The organism is Streptomyces sp. NPDC014907, from assembly GCF_055562975.1.
Genome location: NZ_JBVHEG010000002.1, coordinates 640,107 through 660,655 on the forward strand (window position 1 = coordinate 640,107; position 20,549 = coordinate 660,655).

Genomic DNA, 20,549 nt, shown 5'->3' on the forward strand with positions numbered 1-20,549 from the left:
CGGGTCCGCGGGAACACCCCCCCCGCCCCGCCCACATCCGGGGTGCGTCGGCCCGGCCCGCCGGGGCGCCCGGCCGCCGGGGCGCCGTGACCGCGGGGGGCGCGGCCGGGGGCGGGGCCGCGCCGCCGCGGAGTCGTGACCGGCCTCCGGGGAAGCCCCCGGATCAGTACAGCTTGTTGACGGCGGTCTTCGTCGTGGCGCGGAAGGCGGTCAGCGGGGCGTCCTTCAGGTCGCCCATCCGCCCCCAGCGGACGAGGGTGACGGTGCGGCCGTCGCGGCCGACGGAGAAGAGGTGGACGTCGGTGGTGCCGGCCTGCGGGTCGGCGGTGTCCAGGCTGTAGACCCAGGCGCCCTCCTCGACGGCGAGCGCGCCGTGGTACGCGCTGACGGCGTTCAGGCCCGGGTTCTGCTGTTCGAGGAGGGGCCCGCAGCCGGCGAGGGCCTTGCGGAGGGTGTCGACCAGCTTCACGGCGTCGGCCTCGGTGCGGGCGACGGTGGTGACCTGGACGCCGTTGGTGTCGAGCTCGGTGGTGAACTCGCGGTAGCGGGTGTTCTGCGCCGGGATCTTGTACGGGGCGCAGAGGACGCCGCCGTTCTCCGGGACGCCGGTGAAGACCTGGGTGGCGGTCCACGGCGTCGACGACGGCGGCATCTGGGAGGCCGCGAGGAAGGCGGGCTGCGCGGCGGCCCGCGCCGGGGCCGTGGCGAGGGCCGCGAGGCCCAGGGCGGCGGCGGTGGCGGTGGCGAGTGCGGTGCGGAGCTTGTTCATGGTGGTGAGTCCCCCGTCGGGTCTTTCGGTCAGTGCTCCACCAGCGTCGGGCCGGCGCCCGCACCCCTGCAACGGTGGCGCGTCCACCACCCGTCCCGGAACCATTCCACCCCTGCTGACGTGCAAGGGCGTGAGGGGCGGGACGCAGGGTCGAGGGGGATGGAATGCCGGAGGACGCCGCCGTCGGGGAGTTCGCGCGGCTCGTGCGCGCGCTGAAGGCGCGGGACGGGCGCAGTTACGAGGCGCTGGGCCGGCGCCTGAGCGTCAGCGCGTCCACCCTGCACCGTTACTGCTCGGGCGTGACCGTCCCGGAGGAGTTCGCCGTGGTCGGCCGCCTCGCCCTGCTGTGCGGGGCGGGCGAGGAGGAGCGGCGGGCCCTGGAGGCGGCCTGGACGGAGGCGGACCGCGCCCGCCGCCGAACGACCTCGCCCGCACCCGCGCCCCCTCCCGCGTCCGTACCCGCGCCCGTACCCGCGCCGAAATCGCACCCGAAATCGCACCCCGCCCCGGACCCGGGCCCCGCTCCCACCCCGAAACCGACCCCCGACCGGGACCCGGGCCCCGACCCAGCCTCGGGCCCCGCCCCCACCCCGGAACCGACCGCCTCCGTCCCGATCGCGCCGGAGGCGCCCCGTCCCCGCCGCGTCCTCTCCGTCCCCGTCCCCCTCCTCGTCGCCGGGGCCGTCGTGCTCGCCCTCGTCGTGCTCGCCCTCGCCCTGCTCGGCCGCCCCTCCCGTACGCCTCCCGCGCCCGCGCCCGCTTCCGCTCCCTCCCCCGGAAAGGAACGGCCCGTCCCCTTCACCTGGACCGTCGGGTCCCAGCTCTGGCAGGGCGACTGCGGACACACGTACCTCGTGGACCGGGCCCCGCGCGCGGTCGCCCCGCCGCCGGTCACGGCCGACGCCAGGGCGTGGGCGGCGGCGCACGGGGCCGTGCACGGCGGGGAGACGCTGGTGCGGGTCACGCTCCAGGGCCGGTCGGCGTCCAGCGCCGTCGTCCTCCAGGCCCTGCACGTCCGCGTGGTCGGACGGGCCGCGCCGCCGCCGTGGAACGCGTACCGGATGGGCGACGGCTGCGGCGGTGCCGTCACCCCGCGCCACTTCGCGGTGGACCTCGACCGGCCGCGCCCGCTCGCCCGGCCCGTCGACGGCCGTGACGCCTCCGGGGCCGAGGTCCGGACGCTCCCGGCCGTCTCCTTCCCGTACGCGGTCACCGCCTCCGACCCCGAGGAACTGCTCGTCTCCGCGCGGACGACGGGCTGCGACTGCCGCTGGTACCTGGAACTGGAATGGAGTGCCGGAGGCCGGTCGGGGACGGTGAGGATCACGGACGGCGGGAAGCCCTTCCGTACGAGCGGGACCGGGAGGCGGCCTCCGTACGCGTACGACACCGCCGGAGGGCGCTGGATCACAGGCGCGGAGTCTGGACAGAGCGGATGACCGATGGGTAACTTCGTCCGGTAAAGGCTGAGCAAGCGCTTAGGCACATGTCCGGGCGCTGGAGCGACCGGCCGGACCAGGACAGGAACCGAAGGAGGCGGCTCGTGCGCCGTACCGTATTCAACGAGGACCACGAGGCGTTCCGGGAGACCATCCGGGCCTTCATCGAGGCCGAGGTCGTCCCCGTCTACGACGAGTGGTTCGCGGCCGGCCAGGCCCCCCGCGACTTCTACTACAAGCTCGGTGAGCTGGGCGTCTTCGGCATCAACGTGCCCGAGGAGTTCGGCGGCGCGGGCCTGGACACCCACAAGTTCGAGGCGGTCCTGTACGAGGAGACCGCGCGCGCGGGCGTCCAGTTCGGCGGTTCCGGCGTCCACGTCCTGCTCGCCCTGCCGTACCTGAAGATGCTGGCCACCGAGGACCAGAAGAAGCGCTACCTGCCGAAGTTCGTCAGCGGCGAGGAGATGTGGGCGCTCGCCATGACCGAGCCGGGCACCGGCTCCGACGTCGCGGGCATGAAGACCACCGCCAAGCTCTCCGAGGACGGCACCCACTACGTCCTCAACGGCGCCAAGACCTTCATCACCGGCGGCGTCCACGCCGACCGCGTGATCGTCTGCGCCCGCACCTCCGCCCCGAGCGCCGAGGACCGCCGCTTCGGCATCTCCCTCTTCGCCGTGGACACCAAGTCCGAGGGCTACTCCATCGGCCGCAAGCTCGACAAGCTGGGCCTGCGCACCTCCGACACCGCCGAGCTGGCGTTCGTCGACGTGAAGGTGCCCGCCGAGGACCTGCTCGGCGAGGAGGGCAAGGGCTTCTCCTACCTCGGCCACAACCTGGCCTCCGAGCGCTGGGGCATCGCCTTCGGCGCCTACGCGCAGGCCAAGGCCGCGATCCGCTTCGCGCAGCAGTACGTCACGGACCGCACGGTCTTCGGCAAGCCGGTCGCCTCCTTCCAGAACACCAAGTTCGAGCTGGCGGCCTGCCAGGCCGAGGTCGACGCCGCCGAGGCCGTCGCGGACCGCGCCCTGGAGGCCCTGGACGCGGGCGAGCTGACCCCGGCCGAGGCCGCGAGCGCCAAGCTGTTCTGCACCGAGGTCGCCCACCGCGTCATCGACCGCTGCCTCCAGCTGCACGGCGGCTACGGCTACATGAACGAGTACCCCATCGCCCGCCTGTACGCCGACAACCGCGTCAACCGCATCTACGGCGGCACCAGCGAGATCATGAAGTCGATCATCGCGAAGTCGATGGGCCTGTAAGTGCCCGAGGCGCACGACGCACTGGGTGCCCTGCTCGATCTGCTCGACCTGGAGCGGATCGAGCGGGACATCTTCCGGGGCGAGTCCCGGTCCGCGCTCGTCCCCCGCGTCTTCGGCGGCCAGGTGGCCGCCCAGGCGCTGGTGGCGGCGGGCCGGACCGTGCCCGGGGACCGGTGGGCCCACTCCCTGCACGCCTACTTCCTGCGTCCCGGGGACCCGGGCGCGCCGATCGTGTACGCGGTCGACCGCATCCGGGACGGCCGCTCCTTCACCACCCGCCGGGTCGTCGCCGTCCAGCACGGGCAGCCGGTCTTCCACCTCTCCGCCTCCTTCCAGGCGTACGAGGAGGGGCTGGAGCACCAGGCGGACATGCCGGTCGCGCCGGACCCGGAGTCGCTGCCGACCGCAGCGGAGACGCTGCCCCGGCACCTGCCGGCGGAGATCGCGGAACGCCTCCTGGAGGCGCGGGCGGCGGTGGACCTGCGGTACGCGGACACCCCGCCGTGGGGGTCGGTCGGGGAGCCGCGCGAACCGCGCTCGCAGGTGTGGTTCCGCACCAACGGCAAACTGGCCGACGACCCCCTGCTGCACGTCTGTCTGGCGACGTACGTCTCCGACATGACGCTGCTCGACTCCGTCCTGCTCGCGCACGGGCGGGGCGGCTGGGCCGTCGGGGACGTGGTGGGGGCCTCCCTCGACCACGCGATGTGGTTCCACCGGCCCTTCCGGGCCGACGAGTGGCTCCTCTACGACCAGGAGTCCCCCACCTCCTCCGGCGGGCGCGGTCTCGGCCAGGCCCGGATCTGGACGCGGGACGGGAAGCTGGCGATCTCGGTCATCCAGGAGGGTGTCGTTCGCGTACCTCGCCCGTGACCGGGCATACGTTCCGACCGTGGCGAAGAACGACGGAAAGAACGGCTCGGACGGTGAGAGCACCTTCACCGTGATCGTGGCGGCGGTGGCGAACCTCGGGATCGCCGTCGCCAAGGCCGTCGCGGGGCTCGTCAGCGGGTCCAGCGCGATGATGTCGGAGGCGGCGCACTCGCTCGCGGACACCGTCACCGAGGTCATGCTGCTGACGGCGCTCAGACGGAGCGGGAAGCCGGCCGACGAGGACCATCCGGTCGGGTACGCGGGCGAGCGGTACGTCTGGGCGATGCTGGCGGCCGTCGCGACCTTCGTGGGCGGCGCGGTCTTCTCCGTGTACGACGGCGTCCACACCCTGACCAGGGGCGAGGAGCTGGGCGATCCGCTCGTCTCGTACGTCGTCCTCGCCGTCGCGTTCCTCCTGGAGGGCTTCTCCCTGCGGACCGGCATCCGGCAGGTCGCGGCCGAGGCGAAGGAGCGGAAGGTCCCCTTCGGGACCTATCTGCGGCACACCCCCGACACCACCGTGAAGGCCGTCGTCATGGAGGACTCGGCCGCCCTCGCGGGACTGCTGCTGGCGGCGGGCGGTCTGCTCGGCGGCCAGCTGACCGGTTCCGGCGTCTGGGACGGCGTCGCGTCGATCCTCATCGGCGTCCTGCTCGTGTACGTGGCCTGGGTCCTCGGCCGCTCCAACGCCGAGCTCCTCGTCGGGCGCCCGCTGCCGGAGGAGATGCGGGACGCGGTGCGCGAGGAGCTGCTGTCCGTCCCGCAGGTCGCGGGCGTGCTCGACCTGACGACCCTCATCCAGGGCCCCGGCGAGGTCCTGGTCGCGGCGAAGATCGACTTCCGGGACGGCGCGACGGCCGAGGAGATCGAGTGGGGCTGCGAGGAGGCCGAGACCCGGCTCCGCGCGCGCGTGCCCTCGGTCCGCCGGGTCTACCTGGACCCGACGCCGGGCCGGGGGGAGCGCCGGACGCGCCCGGCGGGCACCCCCTGACCCCGCCGGTCCGGCGGGCCCGTCCCCCGGTCCGGACGCCGGCCCCGGCTCAGTCCAGGCCGGCCGCGTGGAGCAGGTACGCGGTCAGCGGCTCGTAGTGACGGGGGTCCACGACGTGGTCGTCGAGGGGGATCGTGACCCGCATCGTGCCCTCGGCCTCGCCCAGGAAGAGGGCGGGGTCGTTGCAGTCCGCGTAGCCGAGGGAGTCGATGCCGCGCTGGCCCGCGCGCCCGGCCCAGCCGTGGTCCGCGACCACCAGGTCGGGCGCGGGCTCGCCCAGGACCTCCAGGCCGTCCAGGATGGCGTTCATCGGCTCCGGGGAGTGGGTGTGCCAGAGGCTGGCGCCCCGTTCGAAGACGGCGACGTCCGCGAACTGCACGACGTACCCCTCGTCGGCGGTCAGGCCGCCGGGGATGCGGACGATGTCGCAGCCCCGGGCGCGCAGCGCCGCCGCGACCCGGCTGTGGACGTCGATGAGGGAACCGGGGTGGCCGGTCGCGAAGAGGACCCGTTCCCCTCCCTCGGCGGCCTCGCGCAGCCGGGCGGCCATCCGGTCGAGGGCGTCCACGGTCAGCTCGGGGTCGATGGTGTCCTGGCCGCTGCGGTGGGCCGGGTCGTCCACGACCCCGCACCGCTCGGCCATCACGGCGAGCACGTCCTGCTCGTCGGTCCAGCGGTCGCCCAGCTCCAGGCCGAGCCAGTAGTGCCGGTCGCCGTTGGCGAGTTTCCGGTAGTGGGAGAGGTTGTTGTCGCGCGGGGTGGCGACGTCTCCCGCGATCCGGGTGCGGACGAGGTGCTCGACGAGGGCTTCACGGCTGAGTATCGGCATGGGGCTCATTCTGCCGGTCGGAGCCCCCGGCGCGCCGGGCGGCGGGAATCCGCGGCGGTGCCGCCCCGGCCGGGCGGCACCGCAGGCGGACGGCGGGGCATCACCGGCGGACGGAGGGGCACCGCCGCGGACGGCGGGGCACCGCCGCGGACGGCGGGGGCGCGTGCCGGACGCGGTGTCGTCCGCCCGGAGTGCGGGCGGGACTTCCGGCGCGCGCCCTACACGGTGAGCGTGGTGAACCGGGGGACGGTCTTGTCCCAGCCGGGCCACAGGCCGTGCGCGCCGGTGCGGGCGGTGAGGACGATGAGCAGCGGGGTGCGGCCCGCCTCGACCACGATGTCGCCGACGCACTCCGGCACGAGGTGCCCGGCGTGGTGCAGACGCTCGGCGACGGCCACCATGGGGCGCTCGGGGGTGGCCCGGCGCAGCGCGGCCCTCAGGTCCTGGTCGAGGTCGGCGCCGTCGGGGCCGGACCGCACGTGCCACACGGCGGCCCGGTCGTCCCGCTGGAGGTCGCTGGTCAGCCGGGCGACCAGGGCGGTCTGCCGCTCCTCGGCGTCGCCGGTGAGGGCGACGACGTGCGGGCGGCGCTGGCGGCGCACCAGGTCCAGCAGGGCGTGCAGCACGCCCAGTTCGGGGTCGGCGGGAGGGGTCGGGGCGGCGGGCCGGGTCTCGGGCACCTCGGCGGCGAGGGCGGGGTCCTGCCGGACGATCGCCTCGTGCAGGTCCTGGAGTTCCCGGCTGGGGTCGGCGCCGAAGTCGTCCCGCAGCCGCTGGTGCAGCCGCTCGTACGTCCTGAGGGCCTCGTCGCGGCGGCTGGACCGGTAGAGGGCGAGCATCAGCAGCCGGTGGGTGCGTTCCCGGGAGAGGGCCCCGGCGACGACGCCCTCCAGCCGGTGGACGACCTCGTGCGGCCGTCCGTTGGCCAGTTCGGCCTCGCAGTACTCCTCCAGGGCGAGCAGCCAGGCCGCTTCGGCGGTGACCAGCTGGGGCCAGTCGGCGCCGGCGTCGGCGAGTTCCTCCAGGGCCCGGCCGCGCCAGAGGCCGAGCGCGCCGCGCAGCAGGCGGGCCGCCTCCTCGGTGTCCCCCGCCGCCAGCAGGTCCCGTCCCTTGTCGGCGAGGAGACGGAAGCGCGTCAGGTCGAGGTTCTCGGGTGCGGTCTTCAGCATGTAGCCGGAGCCCTGGCTGGTCAGGGAGGCGACGTGCTCGGGCACTCCACCGCGGGCCAGCACCCCGCGCAGGGCCGAGATCGCGTTCTGGAGGATCTTGCGGGCGGTGGCGGGCGGGCTGCCCTCCGGCCACAGGACGCCCATCAGGTCCGCGGTGGGCACCACGTGGTTGACGTGGAGCAGCAGTAAGGCGAGGACGAGCCTCTGGTTCATGCCCTTCAGCGGCAGCCGGCCGTTCGCCGTCGTGATCTCCATCGGCCCCAGGAGCCGGAAGGAGACGCCCCGTTCGGCCATGACCGAGGGCCGCGGGCGGGGTACGGACACCGGGCCGCCCGGTTCTCTCCGGTGCGGGACGTCCCGGCCACGCGCGAGGACGCGCCCGGCCGGGTCCGGTCGTGGAATGGTCTGGCTCAGCACATGTTCCCCCGTGTCGGGCACTCCCTTCCGGGAGTGCGCGCACCGGAGGTGCCTCCGGTGCGTGTGTCCACCGGGGGACGGTGCGCCGCGGGCCCCGGTGCGCGGCGGCACGCGGAGTCCCCGTCGCGGCCCGTGCGCGCACGGGTCCGGACGTCCCCCGGATTGTCGGTCCCGGCTCCGGATCACGCACGTGAAGGGCGTGCGGGAGCGGTCGCCGTCCGGAGGCTACCAGCCAGTATCCGTCCGAAAAGCGCTGAGGCCGACTGTGCGTCAGGTCATGCGGCCGGAACGCCGAGGACCCCGCGCACTTCCGGATTCGCTCCGGACAGCTCCTTCAGCAACTCCTCCATGGTGGCGGTGGAGCGGGTGAAGAGCCGCTGTCCGGTCTCGGTGAGGCGCACGTCGAAACCGCGCCGGTCGTTGGCGCAGGCGCGGCGTTCGACGTACCCGGCGCCGACCATCTGGGCCAGCAGCCGGGAGACCTGGGGCTGGCTCCGGGAGGCGCGGGTGCTCAGCTCCCCGGCCCGGATCCAGTCGCCCTCCCGCGACATGACGTCCATGACCTCGAAGGCGCTGGTGCACAGGCCGTACTCGTCGGAGAGCCGCCGTTCGGCGGCCTGGACGATCTGCGCGCCCGCGCGGACCACGGCCATCCATCGGTCGGTCAGAGCTGTATCCGTCACCTCTCCGATACTAGGTTCTCTTCCCGCCCTTGTCTATGCGTGCGCATGAATGTAGTGTGCCGAGCACTTCGATGCATTCGCATGGATCAGACTTCTGGAGAAGGAGACCCGGTGACCGAGCAGACGCTGGCGCCCCCCACCGAGCAGACGCCGGACGCACCGGCCAAGGCACCCTGGACCGCCCTGGTGGTGGTCGGCGTCGCCCAGCTGATGGTGATGCTCGACTCGACGGTCGTGAACGTGGCCCTCCCGTCCATCGGAGGGGACCTGCCGGCCGACCGGACCGGCCTCCAGTGGACGATCAGCGCCTACGTCCTGATGTTCGGCAGCCTGCTCCTCTTCGGCGGCCGGGTCTCGGACGTCTTCGGCCGCCGGCGGACCTTCCTCACCGGCCTCACCCTCTTCGCCGTGGCCTCCGCGCTCTGCGGCGTCGCGGGCAACCAGGAACTGCTGGTCGCGGGCCGCGCCGCCCAGGGCGTCGGCGCCGCACTCCTCTCGGCCGCCGCCCTCTCGATCATCCTGGAGGTCTACCAGGACGAGGAACAGCGCAAGATCGCGCTGACCGCCTGGAGCGGCCTCGGGGTCATCGGCGCCACCATCGGCGTCGTGCTCGGCGGCCTCATCGTCACGGCGATCAACTGGCGCTGGGCCTTCCTGATCAACCTCCCCGTCAGCGTCGCCGCCTTCATCGGCGCGCTGCGCAGCATGCCGTCGCTGCGCACCGGCTCCGGCCGCAGGCTCCGCTTCCCCTCGGCCGTCGTCTCCACGGCCGGCCTCGCCGCCCTGTCCTTCGGCCTGATCCGCCTGCACGAGGGCTTCGGCGACCGCGTCGCCTGGATCAGCCTGGCGGCCTCGGTGGTCCTCCTCACCCTGGTGACCTTCATGGAGCTGGGCAAGGAGGACCCGCTGCTCCCCCTGCACCTGCTGCGCAAGCCCACCTACTGGCTGTCGAGCATCGGCCTGCTCCTGGTCGCCAGCGTGATGATCAGCAGCTCCTTCCTCGCCAGCATGTACTTCCAGCAGGTCCACGGCATGAGCGCCTTCGTCACCGGCCTCTCCCTGCTCCCGATGGGCCTGGCCGCGCTGGTCGTCGCCATGGTCGCGCCCGCCCTCGCCGGTGGGCTGGGACTGGGCGGGATGTACGCCCTCGGCGCGGCCCTCCAGCTCGTCGGCACGGGCGTCCTGGCCACCGGCACCGACGAGGTCTGGCTGACGATCACGGCCCTGGCCGTCATCGGGGCCGGTCTCCCGGCCTGCTTCGTCCCGCTGTTCGGCATCGGCACCGCGCACGTCAAGGTGGAGGAGTCGGGCGTCGGCTCCGGCCTGCTGAACACCTTCAACGAGAGCGGCGCCGCCCTGGGCATCGCCGTGATCGGCACCATCCTGGCCACCACGACCGAGGGCCGGCTCGAAGAGGGCGCCTCCGCGGCGGCGGCCACCACCTCCGGCGTCGCCAACGGCTTCCTGGCCCTCGCGGTGTGCGCGGCGATCGCCATCGTCATCGCGCTCGTCCTGCGCCACCTGACCCGCGACATCCAGGCCGACGCGCAGTCCTGAGGCCCGGCCCGCCGTCCCGGCGGCCGCACCCCCGCGCACTCCCCGCACCCCCGCGCACGCGCCCCGGCCGCCGGGACGGCGGCCGCCTCCCCGCGCGCGCCCTCCCGGCGGCCGGCCCTCCTCACGGGCCCGGCCCCCCTCAGGGACCCGGCCCTCCTCGCGGGGCCGCCCCTCCTCTCGGGATTGCCCCTCCTCACGGGGCCGCCTCCCCTCACGGGGCCGCCCCTCCTCACAGGCCGGGCCCTCCTCGCGGGGCCCGGCGCGCCACCCCCACATCCCCTCCCGGAGGGCCGTCCCGACGGCCTCCGGCACACCCCCCACCCACGGGCCCGCGGCTCCCCGCCTCGGGCCCGTCCGGCGTTCCCGGGGGTTACCGCGGGTTCTCCCACCTGCGACAACTCCCCTCAGTGGACGCCCGATTACCGGGAACTGGAAGGCCGGTTCCCGGCCCGTGGAACCTCGTTTACTTCTTGGACAGCCTCTTCTACCGGTCGGTAACGTCGAGCTCGTCCGACGGCACGGAGGTCGACGAAGACCGCACCGCAGCCGTCCGGCCCGGCACCGGACGTCCCGCCGTCCGCCCGGCCGCACACCGCGTCCGGTTCCGCGCCGGCCCCGTCTCCGGCCCGTCTCCGCAGGACCCTCCGCCGCACGCCCGGCGCACCGTCCGCACCCTTCTTCCCGCCCTCGAAGAGCGAAGGAAATCCCGCATGTCCGTCTCGCCCGAAGAGCTCCCCCGCACCCTGTCCGAAGCCGCCCGCGCCTCCGCCGCCTGGCGGGCCGCGGACGCCACCGTCCGCTTCGTCGTCTCCGAGCCGGCGGCCGAGTTCACCCTCGACCCGCAGGGCGCCCTCACCGAGGCCGAGCCGACCCACGTCCTCGGCATCACACGGGCCGACCTGCTGGACCTCACCTCCGGCCGCCGCACCTTCCTGCGGACCGTCACCGCCCGCCGCGTCACCGCCCGCGGCCCCGTCATGCGGACCTTCGCCGTCGGCCAGGCCCTGACGACCTTCTCCCTCGCGGGCTGACCCCTCCGCCCGGGTCCACCCCCACAGACAAGGAAGCACCATGACGTACACGCACAACCCGGCCGACCACCCGCTGCTCGACGCCTTCGAGTCCGGTGTGCTGCGCGAGATCACCGCCTTCGCCCGGGACGAGGTCGCCCCCGGCGCCGCCGAGCGCGACCGGATCGAGAAGGGCCAGGTGGACTGGGACACCATCCGCAAGGGCCACGCGATCGGCCTGCTCCGCATGGCCATCCCGCGCGACTTCGGCGGCCTGGGCCTGAGCCAGCTCGCCCTCGCCCTCACCCTGGAGGAGCTGGCCGCCGCCGACCCGGGCATGGCGCTGGTCTTCGGGGCCACCGGCCTCTTCCAGACCCCGCTGCTCATCTGCGAGAAGCCGGAGCTCCAGGAGAAGTACCTGCCGAAGTTCCTGGGCCCGGAGCCGGTCCTCGCCTGCAACGCCGTGGCCGAGGAGCGCAACGGCACCGACCTGGTGCTCCCCCAGCAGGCGCCGTACGCCCAGGACATGACCGTCGCCCGCCGCTCGGGCAGCGAGTACCTCCTCACCGGCACCAAGCGCTACATCACCAACGCCCCGGTCGCCACCTACGCCACGATCATGGCGAACCTGGAGGACGCCCCCGGCTCCACCGGCCTCACCTGCTTCGTCACCGAGCTGGAGCAGGACGGCGTCACCCGCGGCGAGATCCACGACAAGGTCGGCTACCGCACGGCCCCGGCCGGCGAGCTGATCCTCGACGGCGCGCGCGTGCCCGAGGAGAACGTGATCGGCGACGAGCACGGCGGCTGGGACCTCAACGTCGCCATCGGCAACCTCACCCGCGTCACCTGCGCCGCCGTCGCCACCGGCATCGCCCGCCACGCCCTGGACCGCGCCGTCGCCTGGGCCGGCACCCGCCGCCAGGGCGGCAAGCTGCTCTTCGAGCACCAGATGTCGGCCCGCAAGCTGGCCGACATGGCCGCCCGCGTCTCCGCCGCCCGCGCGCTCTACCTCGACGCGGTGCTCAAGGCCGACACCGTCATCCCCACCCCGGCGTACGAGCCGGCCGTCGCCAAGATGGTCGCCGACCGCGCGGCCATCGACAACGCCGACGCCGCCATGAGCCTCATCGGCGCCGCCGCCTTCCAGCGCGAGGACGGCATGGACCGGGTGCTCCGCGACGCCTACGGCCCGCGGATCTACGAGGGCAGCCCCGAGGCCCTCGCGCTGGTCGTCACCGGTGAGCTGTTCGGCGTTCCGGAGGTCCGATGACCACCGCCGTCGCCGACCGCGCCGAGTACCGGGTCCGGCTGCTGCAAGGGGCCCGGGCGATCACCCTGCCGGACCTGGAGGCCTCCCTCACCGGCGAGCCGGTCTTCCGCGCCACCAGCCCCGAGGGCCTCCTCACCCTCACCGTCCACGGCGCGCAGCTGCCCGCCCCCTACCTCGCGGAGGTCTTCCGGTTCCGGCTGGCGCAGTACCTCCAGCGGGGCTGGGTCAACGAGGACGCGGCCGCCGGGCGCGGCCTGGAGGCGGAGCCGTACGACGAGACCGCCCTGACCGACCAGCACACGCTGGTGGTCGAGGAGGAGACCGGCAGGCTGCGCGGGTACGGCACCCTGGCCGGCACCCGCAGCCCGGCGGGCACCCGGCTCGGCGACCCGGACCACCGCCCCTTCGTCGTGGAGCGCGACTACGAGCTGCGGCTCGCCGACCACCTCGGCGCCGCCACCCCCGCCGCGCGCGTCCGGGAGGGCAAGCGGCTGGTCCGCGACTACGGCATGCCCCGCTCCCAGGCCGGCGTGTCCGTCCCCTGGTGGGTCTACCGGGGCTGGGCGGAGGGCTGCGTCCGCGCGCTCTCCGAGGAGGGCGCCGTCGTCGGCGACGGCAAGCCCGGGGTGGCCGTCCACCAGCTGGGGCTGCTCGGCTTCACCGCCCGCATGCTCGACGTGCCCGCGAAGCCGGCGGACCCCTCGGACCTGTTCGCGCCGATGTGGGGCCAGCAGCAGCGCTCGTACCCCTTCGTCCTCACCGACGGGGAAGCGCTGCGGCCCACCCTGGACCACCTCGACGCGATCCTCGCGTCCGGTGAGCCGGGTTCGGTCGGCGACCGGCTCACCGCCTTCCGGGAGGCCCGCGCATGAGCGCCGTACCGCCCGACGTCGGGACGCCCGCCGAGGCCCGCGAACTGGCCGAGGAGACCTACTACGCCTCGCTGACCCAGCGCAACCGGGGCCTCGTCCCCGCCGAGCTCCAGGACCGCATCCGGCACGCGCCGCTGCTGGTCGCGGGCTGCGGCTCCATCGGCGGCGCCACCGTCCAGCCGCTGGGGCGCATGGGCTACCGGGACTTCGTCCTCGCGGACGTCGGCACCTACGAACTGAACAACCTCAACCGGCAGCACGCCACCGTGGACGACCTCGGCCGCAACAAGGCCGAGGTGGGGGCCGACGCCCTGCGCGCCATCAACCCGCACGTGCGGGCCGAGGTGGTGCCGGAGGGCATCACCCGGGAGAACGTCCGGGAGCTGGTCCGCCGGGCCGAGGTGATCGTCGACGGCGTCGACGTCACCACCAGGTCGGGGCTGCTCGCCAAGATCGCCCTGCACCAGGAGGCCTGCCGCCAGCGCAAGCCGCTGGTCACCGGCTGGGACATGGCGGGCATGCTGGCGGCGCAGTGCTTCGACTACCGGCTGGTCCGGCGGATCTTCGACGGCCAGCTGCTGGCGGAGGACGCCGACCGGCTGAGCACCTGGGAGGTGATCTTCCGGATCGCCCCCCGCGGCCACATCCCCGGCGAGATGTACCGGGAGCTGCGCCACGGTCTCGGCCGGCCGGACTACAGCGTGCCGCAGCTCACGGAGGCCGCCACCCAGTTCGGCTCGCTCGCGGTGCACATGGTCAACCGGCTGGTGGCGGGCGAGGACGTGCCGCGGACGGTCGCCGTGGACGTCCACCACATCGCCCTCACCCCGGCCCGCCGGGCCGTCAACCGGGTGAGCCGCCACTGGGAGCGGGCCCGCTTCCTGCGGAAGCTGCCGCCCGAGCAGGCGTGGCGGGGCTTCGCCCCGGCGGCCGTCTACCGGGCCGGCAGCCGGGCGGGCCGGGCCGCCTGACCGGCGGTCCGCCCGCCCGGAGAAGGACGCGGAGCCTTCGGAGAAGGACACAGAGAAGGAAAGGAAGCATGAGCAAAGAATTCGCGTACGCCGACGCGCGCGCGACGGGAATCGTGCTGAGCGAGAGCGAAGCAAACATCGTCGAGGCGGCCGCCCTGAGGGTCGCCGGCGAGTACGCGGGGCACTCGCTGCACGGCACGGACCTGCTGCACGCCGTGGAACTCGCCGCCGCCGCCCTGCCCGCGCACGTCCGCCGCGCCCTCATCTCCTTCCGCGACGAGGGGAACACCGCCGGCACCCTGCTGCTGCGGGGCCTGCCCCTGGGCGGTCTGCCCCCCACCCCCGCCCGGGTGGAGGACGAACCCGACTGGACCCGGGTGCCGGTGGCGACGATCGCCCAGCTGATGGTGATGTCCGTGCTGGGCCGCTCGATCTCCTACAGCGACGAGAAGAACGGCGACCTCGTCCAGGACGTCAGCCCCAAGCGGGGCGCCGAGACCCGCCAGGAGAACAGCGGCTCCATCCTGCTGGAACTGCACACCGAGGACGGCTTCCACCCGGCCGCGCCGCACTTCCTGAGCCTGATCTGCCTGCGCGGCGACCGGGACGGGGCGGCCGCCACGGTCACCGGCGGCATCGGGGACGTGCTGCCCGCCCTCGACGCCCGGACGGTGGAGGCGCTGCGGCGCCCGGAGTTCCGCACCCGGTTCTCCAGCTCCTTCGTGCACGACACCGACGAGGAGGTGCTGACGCCGCCGGTGCCGGTGCTCTCCGGGCCGGTGGGCGACCCGGACATGCGGGTCGACTTCCACGGCACGGTCGGCGTCACCAGGGAGGCCCGGGACGCGCTGGCGACGCTGGAGCGGGCGATGCTCGACGCGCTGCGGGGCATCGTGCTCCGGCCCGGCGAGCTGGTCGTCATCGACAACCGGCGCACCGTGCACGGCCGCACCGGTTTCGTCCCCCGGTACGACGGCGAGGACCGCTGGCTGCGGCGCTCCTTCGCGCTGGCGGACCTGCGTCCGGTCCTGGGCGCCCTCGGTGAGGGCCGCAGTCACAACCCCGTCACCGCCGCCCCCGCCGCCCCCGCGGCGCGCGCCCTGACGGCGGTCTGACGGCGGCCCGACGGTCCGGCTCCGCCGGGTCCCCGTGCCGTGAACGGCCGGGACCCGGCGGGCCCACCGGGCTCACCGGGCTCACCGGGCTCACCGGGCTCACCGGGCTCGCCGGCCCATCGGGCCATCGGGCCCGTGAGACCCGTCAGGCCTCCAGTGCCCCGAAGGCCCCGTGCGCCAGTCGCCGCAGCAGCTCCTCCATGGGCCGGCGGCCGACCGCCGCCAGGTGCGGGGTGGAGTTCAGGAGGCCGAACACCGCGTGGACCGCCGTGCGGGCCTCGCCCTCGGAGACGTCCGGGTACAGCTCCCGCACCGCCGAGACCCACAGCTCGGCGTACTGCCGCTGGAGCTTGCGCACCCGCTTGCGGTCCTCGTCCCTGAGCCGGTCCAGCTCCCGGTCGTGGAGGGTGATCAGCGGCCGGTCGTCCAGGGCGAAGTCGATGTGCCCGTCGATGAGGGAGCCGAGCAGGACCCGGGCGTCGCCGCCCGCCTCCCCCACCCGCATCAGGCCGCCGTCGAGGAGCCGCTCGCTGATGCCGACGAGCAGTTCGGCGAGCATCGCGTCCTTGCCGGGGAAGTGCCGGTAGAGCCCGGGGCCGCTGATGCCGACGGCGGCCCCTATCTCGTCCACGCCCACGCCGTGGAACCCGCGCTCGGCGAAGAGACGGGCAGCCTCCTTGAGGATCTGCTCGCGTCGCGTGGGGGCGTCGGTCCTGACGCCGGCGGTCGTAGTCGTGGCCATGCTCCCCATCCTAGACAAGGGGGTTAGCGGTCGTTAACCTGTGCGCCATACGTTAACGCTCATTAACCGGACAAGGGAGATCGGTCGATGCAGCAGGCACCCGTGCTGTCGAGTGCGGCGGACCCCGCGTCGCCCGCCTGGCGGACGAACGAGGCCGCGCACCACGAGCTGGTCGCGACGCTGCGCGCCAAGCTCGCGGCGGCCGCGCTGGGCGGGGGTGAGAAGTCCCGGGCCCGGCACACCGCGCGCGGCAAGCTGCTCCCCCGGGACCGGGTGGACACCCTCCTCGACCCGGGCTCGCCGTTCCTGGAGCTGGCCCCGCTCGCCGCGAACGGCATGTACGGCGACCAGGCCCCGGCCGCCGGCGTCATCGCGGGCATCGGCCGGGTCTCCGGCCGCGAGTGCGTGATCGTCGCGAACGACGCCACCGTCAAGGGCGGCACGTACTACCCGATGACGGTGAAGAAGCACCTGCGGGCCCAGGAGGTGGCGCTGGAGAACCGTCTCCCCTGCCTCTACCTGGTCGACTCAGGCGGCGCCTTCCTGCCCATGCAGGACGAGGTCTTCCCCGACCGGGAGCACTTCGGCCGCATCTTCTACAACCAGGCCCGGATGTCCGGCGCGGGCGTCCCGCAGATCGCGGCCGTCCTCGGCTCGTGCACGGCCGGCGGCGCGTACGTCCCCGCGATGAGCGACGAGGCCGTGATCGTGCGGAACCAGGGCACGATCTTCCTCGGCGGCCCGCCGCTGGTGAAGGCCGCGACCGGCGAGGTCGTCACGGCCGAGGAGCTGGGCGGCGGCGAGGTCCACTCCCGGATCTCCGGCGTCACCGACCACCTCGCCGAGGACGACGCCCACGCCCTGCGGATCGTCCGGAACATCGTCGCCACGCTCCCCGGGCGCGGCCCGCTGCCCTGGTCGGTGGAACCGGCCGAGGAGCCGAAGGCCGACCCGTACGGGCTGTACGGCGCGGTGCCGGTCGACTCCCGCACCCCGTACGACGTGCGCGAGGTCATCGCCCGGGTCGTCGACGGCTCGCGCTTCCAGGAGTTCAAGGCCGAGTACGGGCAGACGCTGGTCACCGGCTTCGCCCGGATCCACGGCCACCCGGTCGGGATCGTCGCCAACAACGGCATCCTGTTCGCCGAGTCCGCGCAGAAGGGCGCGCACTTCATCGAGCTGTGCGACCAGCGCGGCATCCCTCTGGTCTTCCTCCAGAACATCACCGGCTTCATGGTCGGCAAGGCGTACGAGCACGGCGGCATCGCCAAGCACGGCGCCAAGATGGTCACGGCCGTGGCCACCACCCGGGTGCCGAAGCTGACCGTGGTCGTCGGCGGCTCGTACGGCGCGGGCAACTACTCGATGTGCGGCCGGGCGTACTCGCCCCGCTTCCTGTGGATGTGGCCCAACGCCAAGATCTCGGTGATGGGCGGCGAGCAGGCCGCCTCGGTCCTCGCGACCGTCAAGCGCGACCAGCTCGGCGAGGGGTGGAGCGCGGAGGAGGAAGAGGCCTTCAAGGCCCCGATCCGGGAGCAGTACGAGACCCAGGGCAGCGCCTACTACGCGACCGCCCGGCTCTGGGACGACGGGGTCATCGACCCCCTGGAGACCCGGCAGGTCCTCGGGCTCGCCCTGACCGCCTGTGCCAACGCGCCGCTGGGGGACCCCCAGTTCGGCGTCTTCCGGATGTGAGGGGACCCCAGGAGATGCAGTCCATGTTCGACACCGTCCTCGTCGCCAACCGGGGCGAGATCGCGGTCCGGGTCATCCGCACCCTGCGGGAGCTCGGCGTGCGCTCGGTGGCCGTGTACAGCGACGCGGACGCCGGCGCCCGGCACGTGCGGGAGGCGGACACGGCGGTGCGGATCGGTCCGCCGCCGGCCACCGAGTCGTACCTGTCCGTGCCCGCCCTGCTCGACGCCGCCCGCCGCACCGGCGCGCGGGCCGTCCACCCCGGGTACGGCTTCCTCGCGGAGAACGCGGAGTTCGCGCGGGCCTGCGCGGAGGCGGGGCTCGTCTTCATCGGCCCGCCCGCCGGGGCGATCGCCCTCATGGGCGACAAGATCCGGGCGAAGGAGACCGTGTCGGCGGCGGGCGTCCCCGTCGTCCCGGGCGCCTCCGGCCCCGGACTGGCCGACGCGGCCCGGGAGCTGGGCGCGCCCGTGCTGCTCAAACCGAGCGCGGGCGGCGGCGGCAAGGGCATGCGGCTCGTGCGGGACCTGGCGGTCCTGGACGAGGAGATCGCGGCGGCCCGGCGCGAGGCCCGCTCCTCCTTCGGCGACGACACGCTCCTGGTGGAGCGGTGGATCGACCGGCCCCGGCACATCGAGATCCAGGTCCTCGCGGACGCCCACGGGAACGTGGTGCACCTCGGGGAGCGCGAGTGCTCGCTCCAGCGCCGCCACCAGAAGATCGTCGAGGAGGCGCCGAGCGTCCTGCTGACCCCGGAGATCCGGGCGGCGATGGGCGCGGCGGCGGTGGAGGCGGCCCGGTCCTGCGGCTACGTGGGCGCGGGCACGGTCGAGTTCATCGTCCCGGGCGGCGACCCCTCCCAGTACTACTTCATGGAGATGAACACCCGGCTCCAGGTCGAGCACCCGGTGACGGAGCTGGTCACGGGCCTGGACCTGGTGGAGTGGCAGCTCCGGGTGGCGGCGGGCGAGCCGCTGTCCTTCGCGCAGGAGGACGTCCGCCTGGACGGCTGGGCGATCGAGGCCCGCCTCTGCGCCGAGGACCCGTCCCGGGGCTTCCTGCCGTCGGGCGGCACGGTCCTGGCGCTGCGCGAGCCGCGGGGCAGCGGCGTCCGCACGGACTCGGGCCTGAGCGAGGGCACGGAGGTCGGCAGCCTGTACGACCCGATGCTGGCGAAGGTCGTCGTGCACGCCCCGGACCGCCCCACGGCCCTGCGCCGCCTGCGCGCGGCCCTCGCGGACACGGTGACCCTGGGCGTCCCGACGAACGCGGGCTTCCTGCGCCGCCTCCTGGCCCACCCGGACGTCGTCTCCGGCGCCCTGGACACGGGCCTGGTGGAGCGCGAGGCGGAGGGGCTCGTCCCGAAGGAGGTGCCGGAGGAGGTGTACGCGGCGGCGGCGGCCGTACGGCTCGCGGAGCTGGACCCGGCGCCCCGGGACGGCTGGACGGACCCCTTCTCGGTGCCGAACGGCTGGCGCCTGGGCGGCACTCCGGCCCCGCTCGTCTTCCCCGTGCGCGTACCGGGCCTCGAACCCGTCACGGCCGCGGCGCCCCCCGGCGCCCGGGTCACGGACACCTCGGTGACGGTCGTCGTGGACGGGGTCACCCACGCCTTCCACCGGGCCGGGGCCTGGCTGGGGCGCGACGGCGACTCCTGGCACGTCCTCGACCACGATCCGGTCGAGGCCGCGCTCGGCGGCGCCCGGCACGGCGGCGCCGACACGCTGGCCGCGCCGATGCCCGGCACCGTGACCGTGGTGAAGGTGGCCGTCGGGGACGAGGTCGAGGCCGGGCAGAGCCTGCTGGTGGTGGAGGCGATGAAGATGGAGCACGTCATCTCCGCCCCGCACGCCGGCACCGTCACCGGGCTGGACGTCACGCCCGGCACCGCCGTCGCCATGGACCAGGTGCTCGCCGTCGTCGCCCCCCGGGAGGAAGCATGACCGCCGGTCTGCCCATGACCGTCCCCGGCACCGGGCTCCCCGCCCGGGTCCGCGTCCACGAGGTCGGGGCCCGGGACGGCCTCCAGAACGAGAGGACGGCCGTCCCGACGGAGGTGAAGGCGGAGTTCGTCCGCCGGCTCGCCGCCGCCGGGCTGGGCACCGTCGAGGCGACCAGCTTCGTGCACCCCAAGTGGGTGCCCCAGCTGGCCGACGCCGAGGAGCTGTTCCCGCTCGTCCGCGACCTCCCGGTGCGCCTCCCGGTCCTGGTCCCGAACGAGCGCGGCCTCGACCGGGCCCTCGCGCTCGGCGCCCGGGAGATCGCCGTCTTCGCCTCGGCCACCGAGTCCTTCGCGAAGGCCAACCTGAACCGGACCGTGGACGAGTCCCTCGCCCTCTTCGCGCCGGTCGTCGTCCGGGCCGTGGAAGCCGGGCTGAAGGTCCGCGGCTACCTGTCGATGTGCTTCGGGGACCCCTGGGAGGGGCCCGTCCCGGTCGGACAGGTCGTCCGGGTCGCCAGGGCGCTCGCCGACATGGGCTGCGACGAGCTGAGCCTCGGCGACACCATCGGCGTGGCGACCCCGGGGCACGTGGAGGCCCTGCTCACCGCGCTGAACGAGGCGGGCGTCCCCACCTCCCGCCTCGCCGTGCACTTCCACGACACCTACGGACAGGCCCTGTCCAACACCCTGGCCGCGCTGCGGCACGGGGTGACCACGGTCGACGCCTCCGCCGGCGGCCTCGGCGGCTGCCCGTACGCGAAGAGCGCGACCGGCAACCTCGCCACCGAGGACCTCGTGTGGATGCTCGACGGCCTCGGCATCGAGACCGGGGTCGATCTGGCCGCCCTCACCGCCACGAGCGTGTGGATGGCCGAACAACTGGGCCGGCCCAGCCCGTCCCGCACCGTCCGCGCCCTCTCCCACAAGGAGTGACGACTTC

Annotated in this window: 18 protein-coding genes; 13 read left to right on the top strand and 5 right to left on the bottom strand. The window is 74.2% G+C overall.

All coding sequences use genetic code 11. The features are described from left to right. Nucleotides 1-163 precede the first annotated feature (163 nt). Nucleotides 164-769, bottom strand: coding sequence for a hypothetical protein (locus ACZ3IL_RS08255; protein ID WP_467387834.1), 606 nt, complete (start codon nt 767-769; stop codon nt 164-166). 164 nt (nt 770-933) lie between these two features. Between ACZ3IL_RS08255 and ACZ3IL_RS08260 the strand changes: the two genes are divergently transcribed. The 4 genes from ACZ3IL_RS08260 (at nt 934) to ACZ3IL_RS08275 (ending at nt 5,334) form a co-directional block, all read left to right on the top strand. Continuing rightward, the gene (locus tag ACZ3IL_RS08260) at nt 934-2,208 is read left to right on the top strand and encodes a helix-turn-helix domain-containing protein (RefSeq protein WP_467387836.1); all 1,275 of its coding nucleotides are present in this window, start codon (nt 934-936) and stop codon (nt 2,206-2,208) included. A 104-nt stretch (nt 2,209-2,312) separates the two neighbouring features. Continuing rightward, the gene (locus ACZ3IL_RS08265; protein ID WP_467387838.1) at nt 2,313-3,470 is read left to right on the top strand and encodes an acyl-CoA dehydrogenase family protein; all 1,158 of its coding nucleotides are present in this window, start codon (nt 2,313-2,315) and stop codon (nt 3,468-3,470) included. Then, complete coding sequence (locus ACZ3IL_RS08270) at nt 3,471-4,343, top strand: acyl-CoA thioesterase (protein ID WP_467387840.1); 873 nt, start codon at nt 3,471-3,473, stop codon at nt 4,341-4,343. It begins immediately after the preceding gene. Between the two features lie 19 nt (nt 4,344-4,362). Then, nucleotides 4,363-5,334: a cation diffusion facilitator family transporter gene (locus ACZ3IL_RS08275; protein ID WP_467387842.1), complete on the top strand. Its 972-nt coding sequence runs from the start codon at nt 4,363-4,365 to the stop codon at nt 5,332-5,334. Nucleotides 5,335-5,383: 49 nt separating this feature from the next. Here the strand turns inward: ACZ3IL_RS08275 and ACZ3IL_RS08280 are convergent, their stop codons facing one another. From ACZ3IL_RS08280 to ACZ3IL_RS08290, 3 genes are all read right to left on the bottom strand, one after another. Beyond that, a complete protein-coding gene (locus tag ACZ3IL_RS08280) occupies nt 5,384-6,163 on the bottom strand; it encodes a phosphatase (RefSeq protein WP_467387844.1) in 780 nt (259 codons plus the stop codon). A gap of 218 nt (nt 6,164-6,381) precedes the next feature. Continuing rightward, nucleotides 6,382-7,656, bottom strand: coding sequence for an AfsR/SARP family transcriptional regulator (locus ACZ3IL_RS08285; RefSeq protein WP_467387846.1), 1,275 nt, complete (start codon nt 7,654-7,656; stop codon nt 6,382-6,384). A gap of 368 nt (nt 7,657-8,024) precedes the next feature. Continuing rightward, nucleotides 8,025-8,432 (bottom strand): MarR family winged helix-turn-helix transcriptional regulator, encoded by a 408-nt coding sequence (locus ACZ3IL_RS08290; RefSeq protein WP_467387848.1) that lies wholly within the window; start codon nt 8,430-8,432, stop codon nt 8,025-8,027. Between the two features lie 111 nt (nt 8,433-8,543). Here ACZ3IL_RS08290 and ACZ3IL_RS08295 point away from each other — a divergent pair, with 111 nt between their 5' ends. From ACZ3IL_RS08295 to ACZ3IL_RS08320, 6 genes are all read left to right on the top strand, one after another. Further along, entirely contained in the window at nt 8,544-9,989 is a 1,446-nt protein-coding gene (locus ACZ3IL_RS08295; protein ID WP_467387850.1) for an MFS transporter, read from the top strand. 710 nt (nt 9,990-10,699) lie between these two features. Further along, nucleotides 10,700-11,020 (top strand): hypothetical protein, encoded by a 321-nt coding sequence (locus ACZ3IL_RS08300; protein WP_467387852.1) that lies wholly within the window; start codon nt 10,700-10,702, stop codon nt 11,018-11,020. A 40-nt stretch (nt 11,021-11,060) separates the two neighbouring features. After that, on the top strand, nt 11,061-12,272 hold the full coding sequence (locus tag ACZ3IL_RS08305) for an acyl-CoA dehydrogenase family protein (RefSeq protein WP_467387854.1): 1,212 nt from the start codon (nt 11,061-11,063) through the stop codon (nt 12,270-12,272). Continuing rightward, nucleotides 12,269-13,144, top strand: a complete 876-nt coding sequence (locus ACZ3IL_RS08310; RefSeq protein ID WP_467387856.1) for a hypothetical protein — start codon at nt 12,269-12,271, stop codon at nt 13,142-13,144. Before ACZ3IL_RS08305 ends, ACZ3IL_RS08310 begins: the two co-directional genes overlap by 4 nt. Further along, nucleotides 13,141-14,115: a HesA/MoeB/ThiF family protein gene (locus tag ACZ3IL_RS08315; RefSeq protein ID WP_467387858.1), complete on the top strand. Its 975-nt coding sequence runs from the start codon at nt 13,141-13,143 to the stop codon at nt 14,113-14,115. Before ACZ3IL_RS08310 ends, ACZ3IL_RS08315 begins: the two co-directional genes overlap by 4 nt. Nucleotides 14,116-14,183: 68 nt before the next feature. After that, nucleotides 14,184-15,230, top strand: coding sequence for a TauD/TfdA family dioxygenase (locus tag ACZ3IL_RS08320; protein ID WP_467387860.1), 1,047 nt, complete (start codon nt 14,184-14,186; stop codon nt 15,228-15,230). A 145-nt stretch (nt 15,231-15,375) separates the two neighbouring features. Here ACZ3IL_RS08320 and ACZ3IL_RS08325 read toward each other — a convergent pair whose 3' ends face one another. Beyond that, entirely contained in the window at nt 15,376-15,972 is a 597-nt protein-coding gene (locus ACZ3IL_RS08325; RefSeq protein WP_467387862.1) for an SACE_7040 family transcriptional regulator, read from the bottom strand. 87 nt (nt 15,973-16,059) lie between these two features. On the opposite strand from ACZ3IL_RS08325, the gene ACZ3IL_RS08330 reads away from it, so the two are divergent. The 3 genes from ACZ3IL_RS08330 to ACZ3IL_RS08340 are packed head-to-tail and all read left to right on the top strand — an operon-like array spanning nt 16,060 to nt 20,542. Further along, nucleotides 16,060-17,667, top strand: a complete 1,608-nt coding sequence (locus ACZ3IL_RS08330) for a carboxyl transferase domain-containing protein (protein ID WP_467387864.1) — start codon at nt 16,060-16,062, stop codon at nt 17,665-17,667. A 14-nt stretch (nt 17,668-17,681) separates the two neighbouring features. Continuing rightward, nucleotides 17,682-19,610: an acetyl/propionyl/methylcrotonyl-CoA carboxylase subunit alpha gene (locus ACZ3IL_RS08335; RefSeq protein WP_467387866.1), complete on the top strand. Its 1,929-nt coding sequence runs from the start codon at nt 17,682-17,684 to the stop codon at nt 19,608-19,610. Further along, a complete protein-coding gene (locus ACZ3IL_RS08340; protein WP_467387868.1) occupies nt 19,607-20,542 on the top strand; it encodes a hydroxymethylglutaryl-CoA lyase in 936 nt (311 codons plus the stop codon). The genes ACZ3IL_RS08335 and ACZ3IL_RS08340 overlap by 4 nt, the downstream gene beginning before the upstream one ends. Nucleotides 20,543-20,549: the final 7 nt, after the last annotated feature.

Bases quoted from the DNA above. Each gene is read 5' to 3' on its own strand.
- ACZ3IL_RS08280 (WP_467387844.1), bottom strand. From the start codon at position 6,163: ATGCCGATACTCAGCCGTGAAGCCCTCGTCGAGCACCTCGTCCGCACC.
- ACZ3IL_RS08340 (WP_467387868.1), top strand. From the start codon at position 19,607: ATGACCGCCGGTCTGCCCATGACCGTCCCCGGCACCGGGCTCCCCGCC.
- ACZ3IL_RS08305 (WP_467387854.1), top strand. From the start codon at position 11,061: ATGACGTACACGCACAACCCGGCCGACCACCCGCTGCTCGACGCCTTC.
- ACZ3IL_RS08260 (WP_467387836.1), top strand. From the start codon at position 934: ATGCCGGAGGACGCCGCCGTCGGGGAGTTCGCGCGGCTCGTGCGCGCG.
- ACZ3IL_RS08335 (WP_467387866.1), top strand. From the start codon at position 17,682: ATGCAGTCCATGTTCGACACCGTCCTCGTCGCCAACCGGGGCGAGATC.
- ACZ3IL_RS08255 (WP_467387834.1), bottom strand. From the start codon at position 769: ATGAACAAGCTCCGCACCGCACTCGCCACCGCCACCGCCGCCGCCCTG.
- ACZ3IL_RS08300 (WP_467387852.1), top strand. From the start codon at position 10,700: ATGTCCGTCTCGCCCGAAGAGCTCCCCCGCACCCTGTCCGAAGCCGCC.
- ACZ3IL_RS08315 (WP_467387858.1), top strand. From the start codon at position 13,141: ATGAGCGCCGTACCGCCCGACGTCGGGACGCCCGCCGAGGCCCGCGAA.
- ACZ3IL_RS08310 (WP_467387856.1), top strand. From the start codon at position 12,269: ATGACCACCGCCGTCGCCGACCGCGCCGAGTACCGGGTCCGGCTGCTG.
- ACZ3IL_RS08320 (WP_467387860.1), top strand. From the start codon at position 14,184: ATGAGCAAAGAATTCGCGTACGCCGACGCGCGCGCGACGGGAATCGTG.
- ACZ3IL_RS08330 (WP_467387864.1), top strand. From the start codon at position 16,060: ATGCAGCAGGCACCCGTGCTGTCGAGTGCGGCGGACCCCGCGTCGCCC.
- ACZ3IL_RS08325 (WP_467387862.1), bottom strand. From the start codon at position 15,972: ATGGCCACGACTACGACCGCCGGCGTCAGGACCGACGCCCCCACGCGA.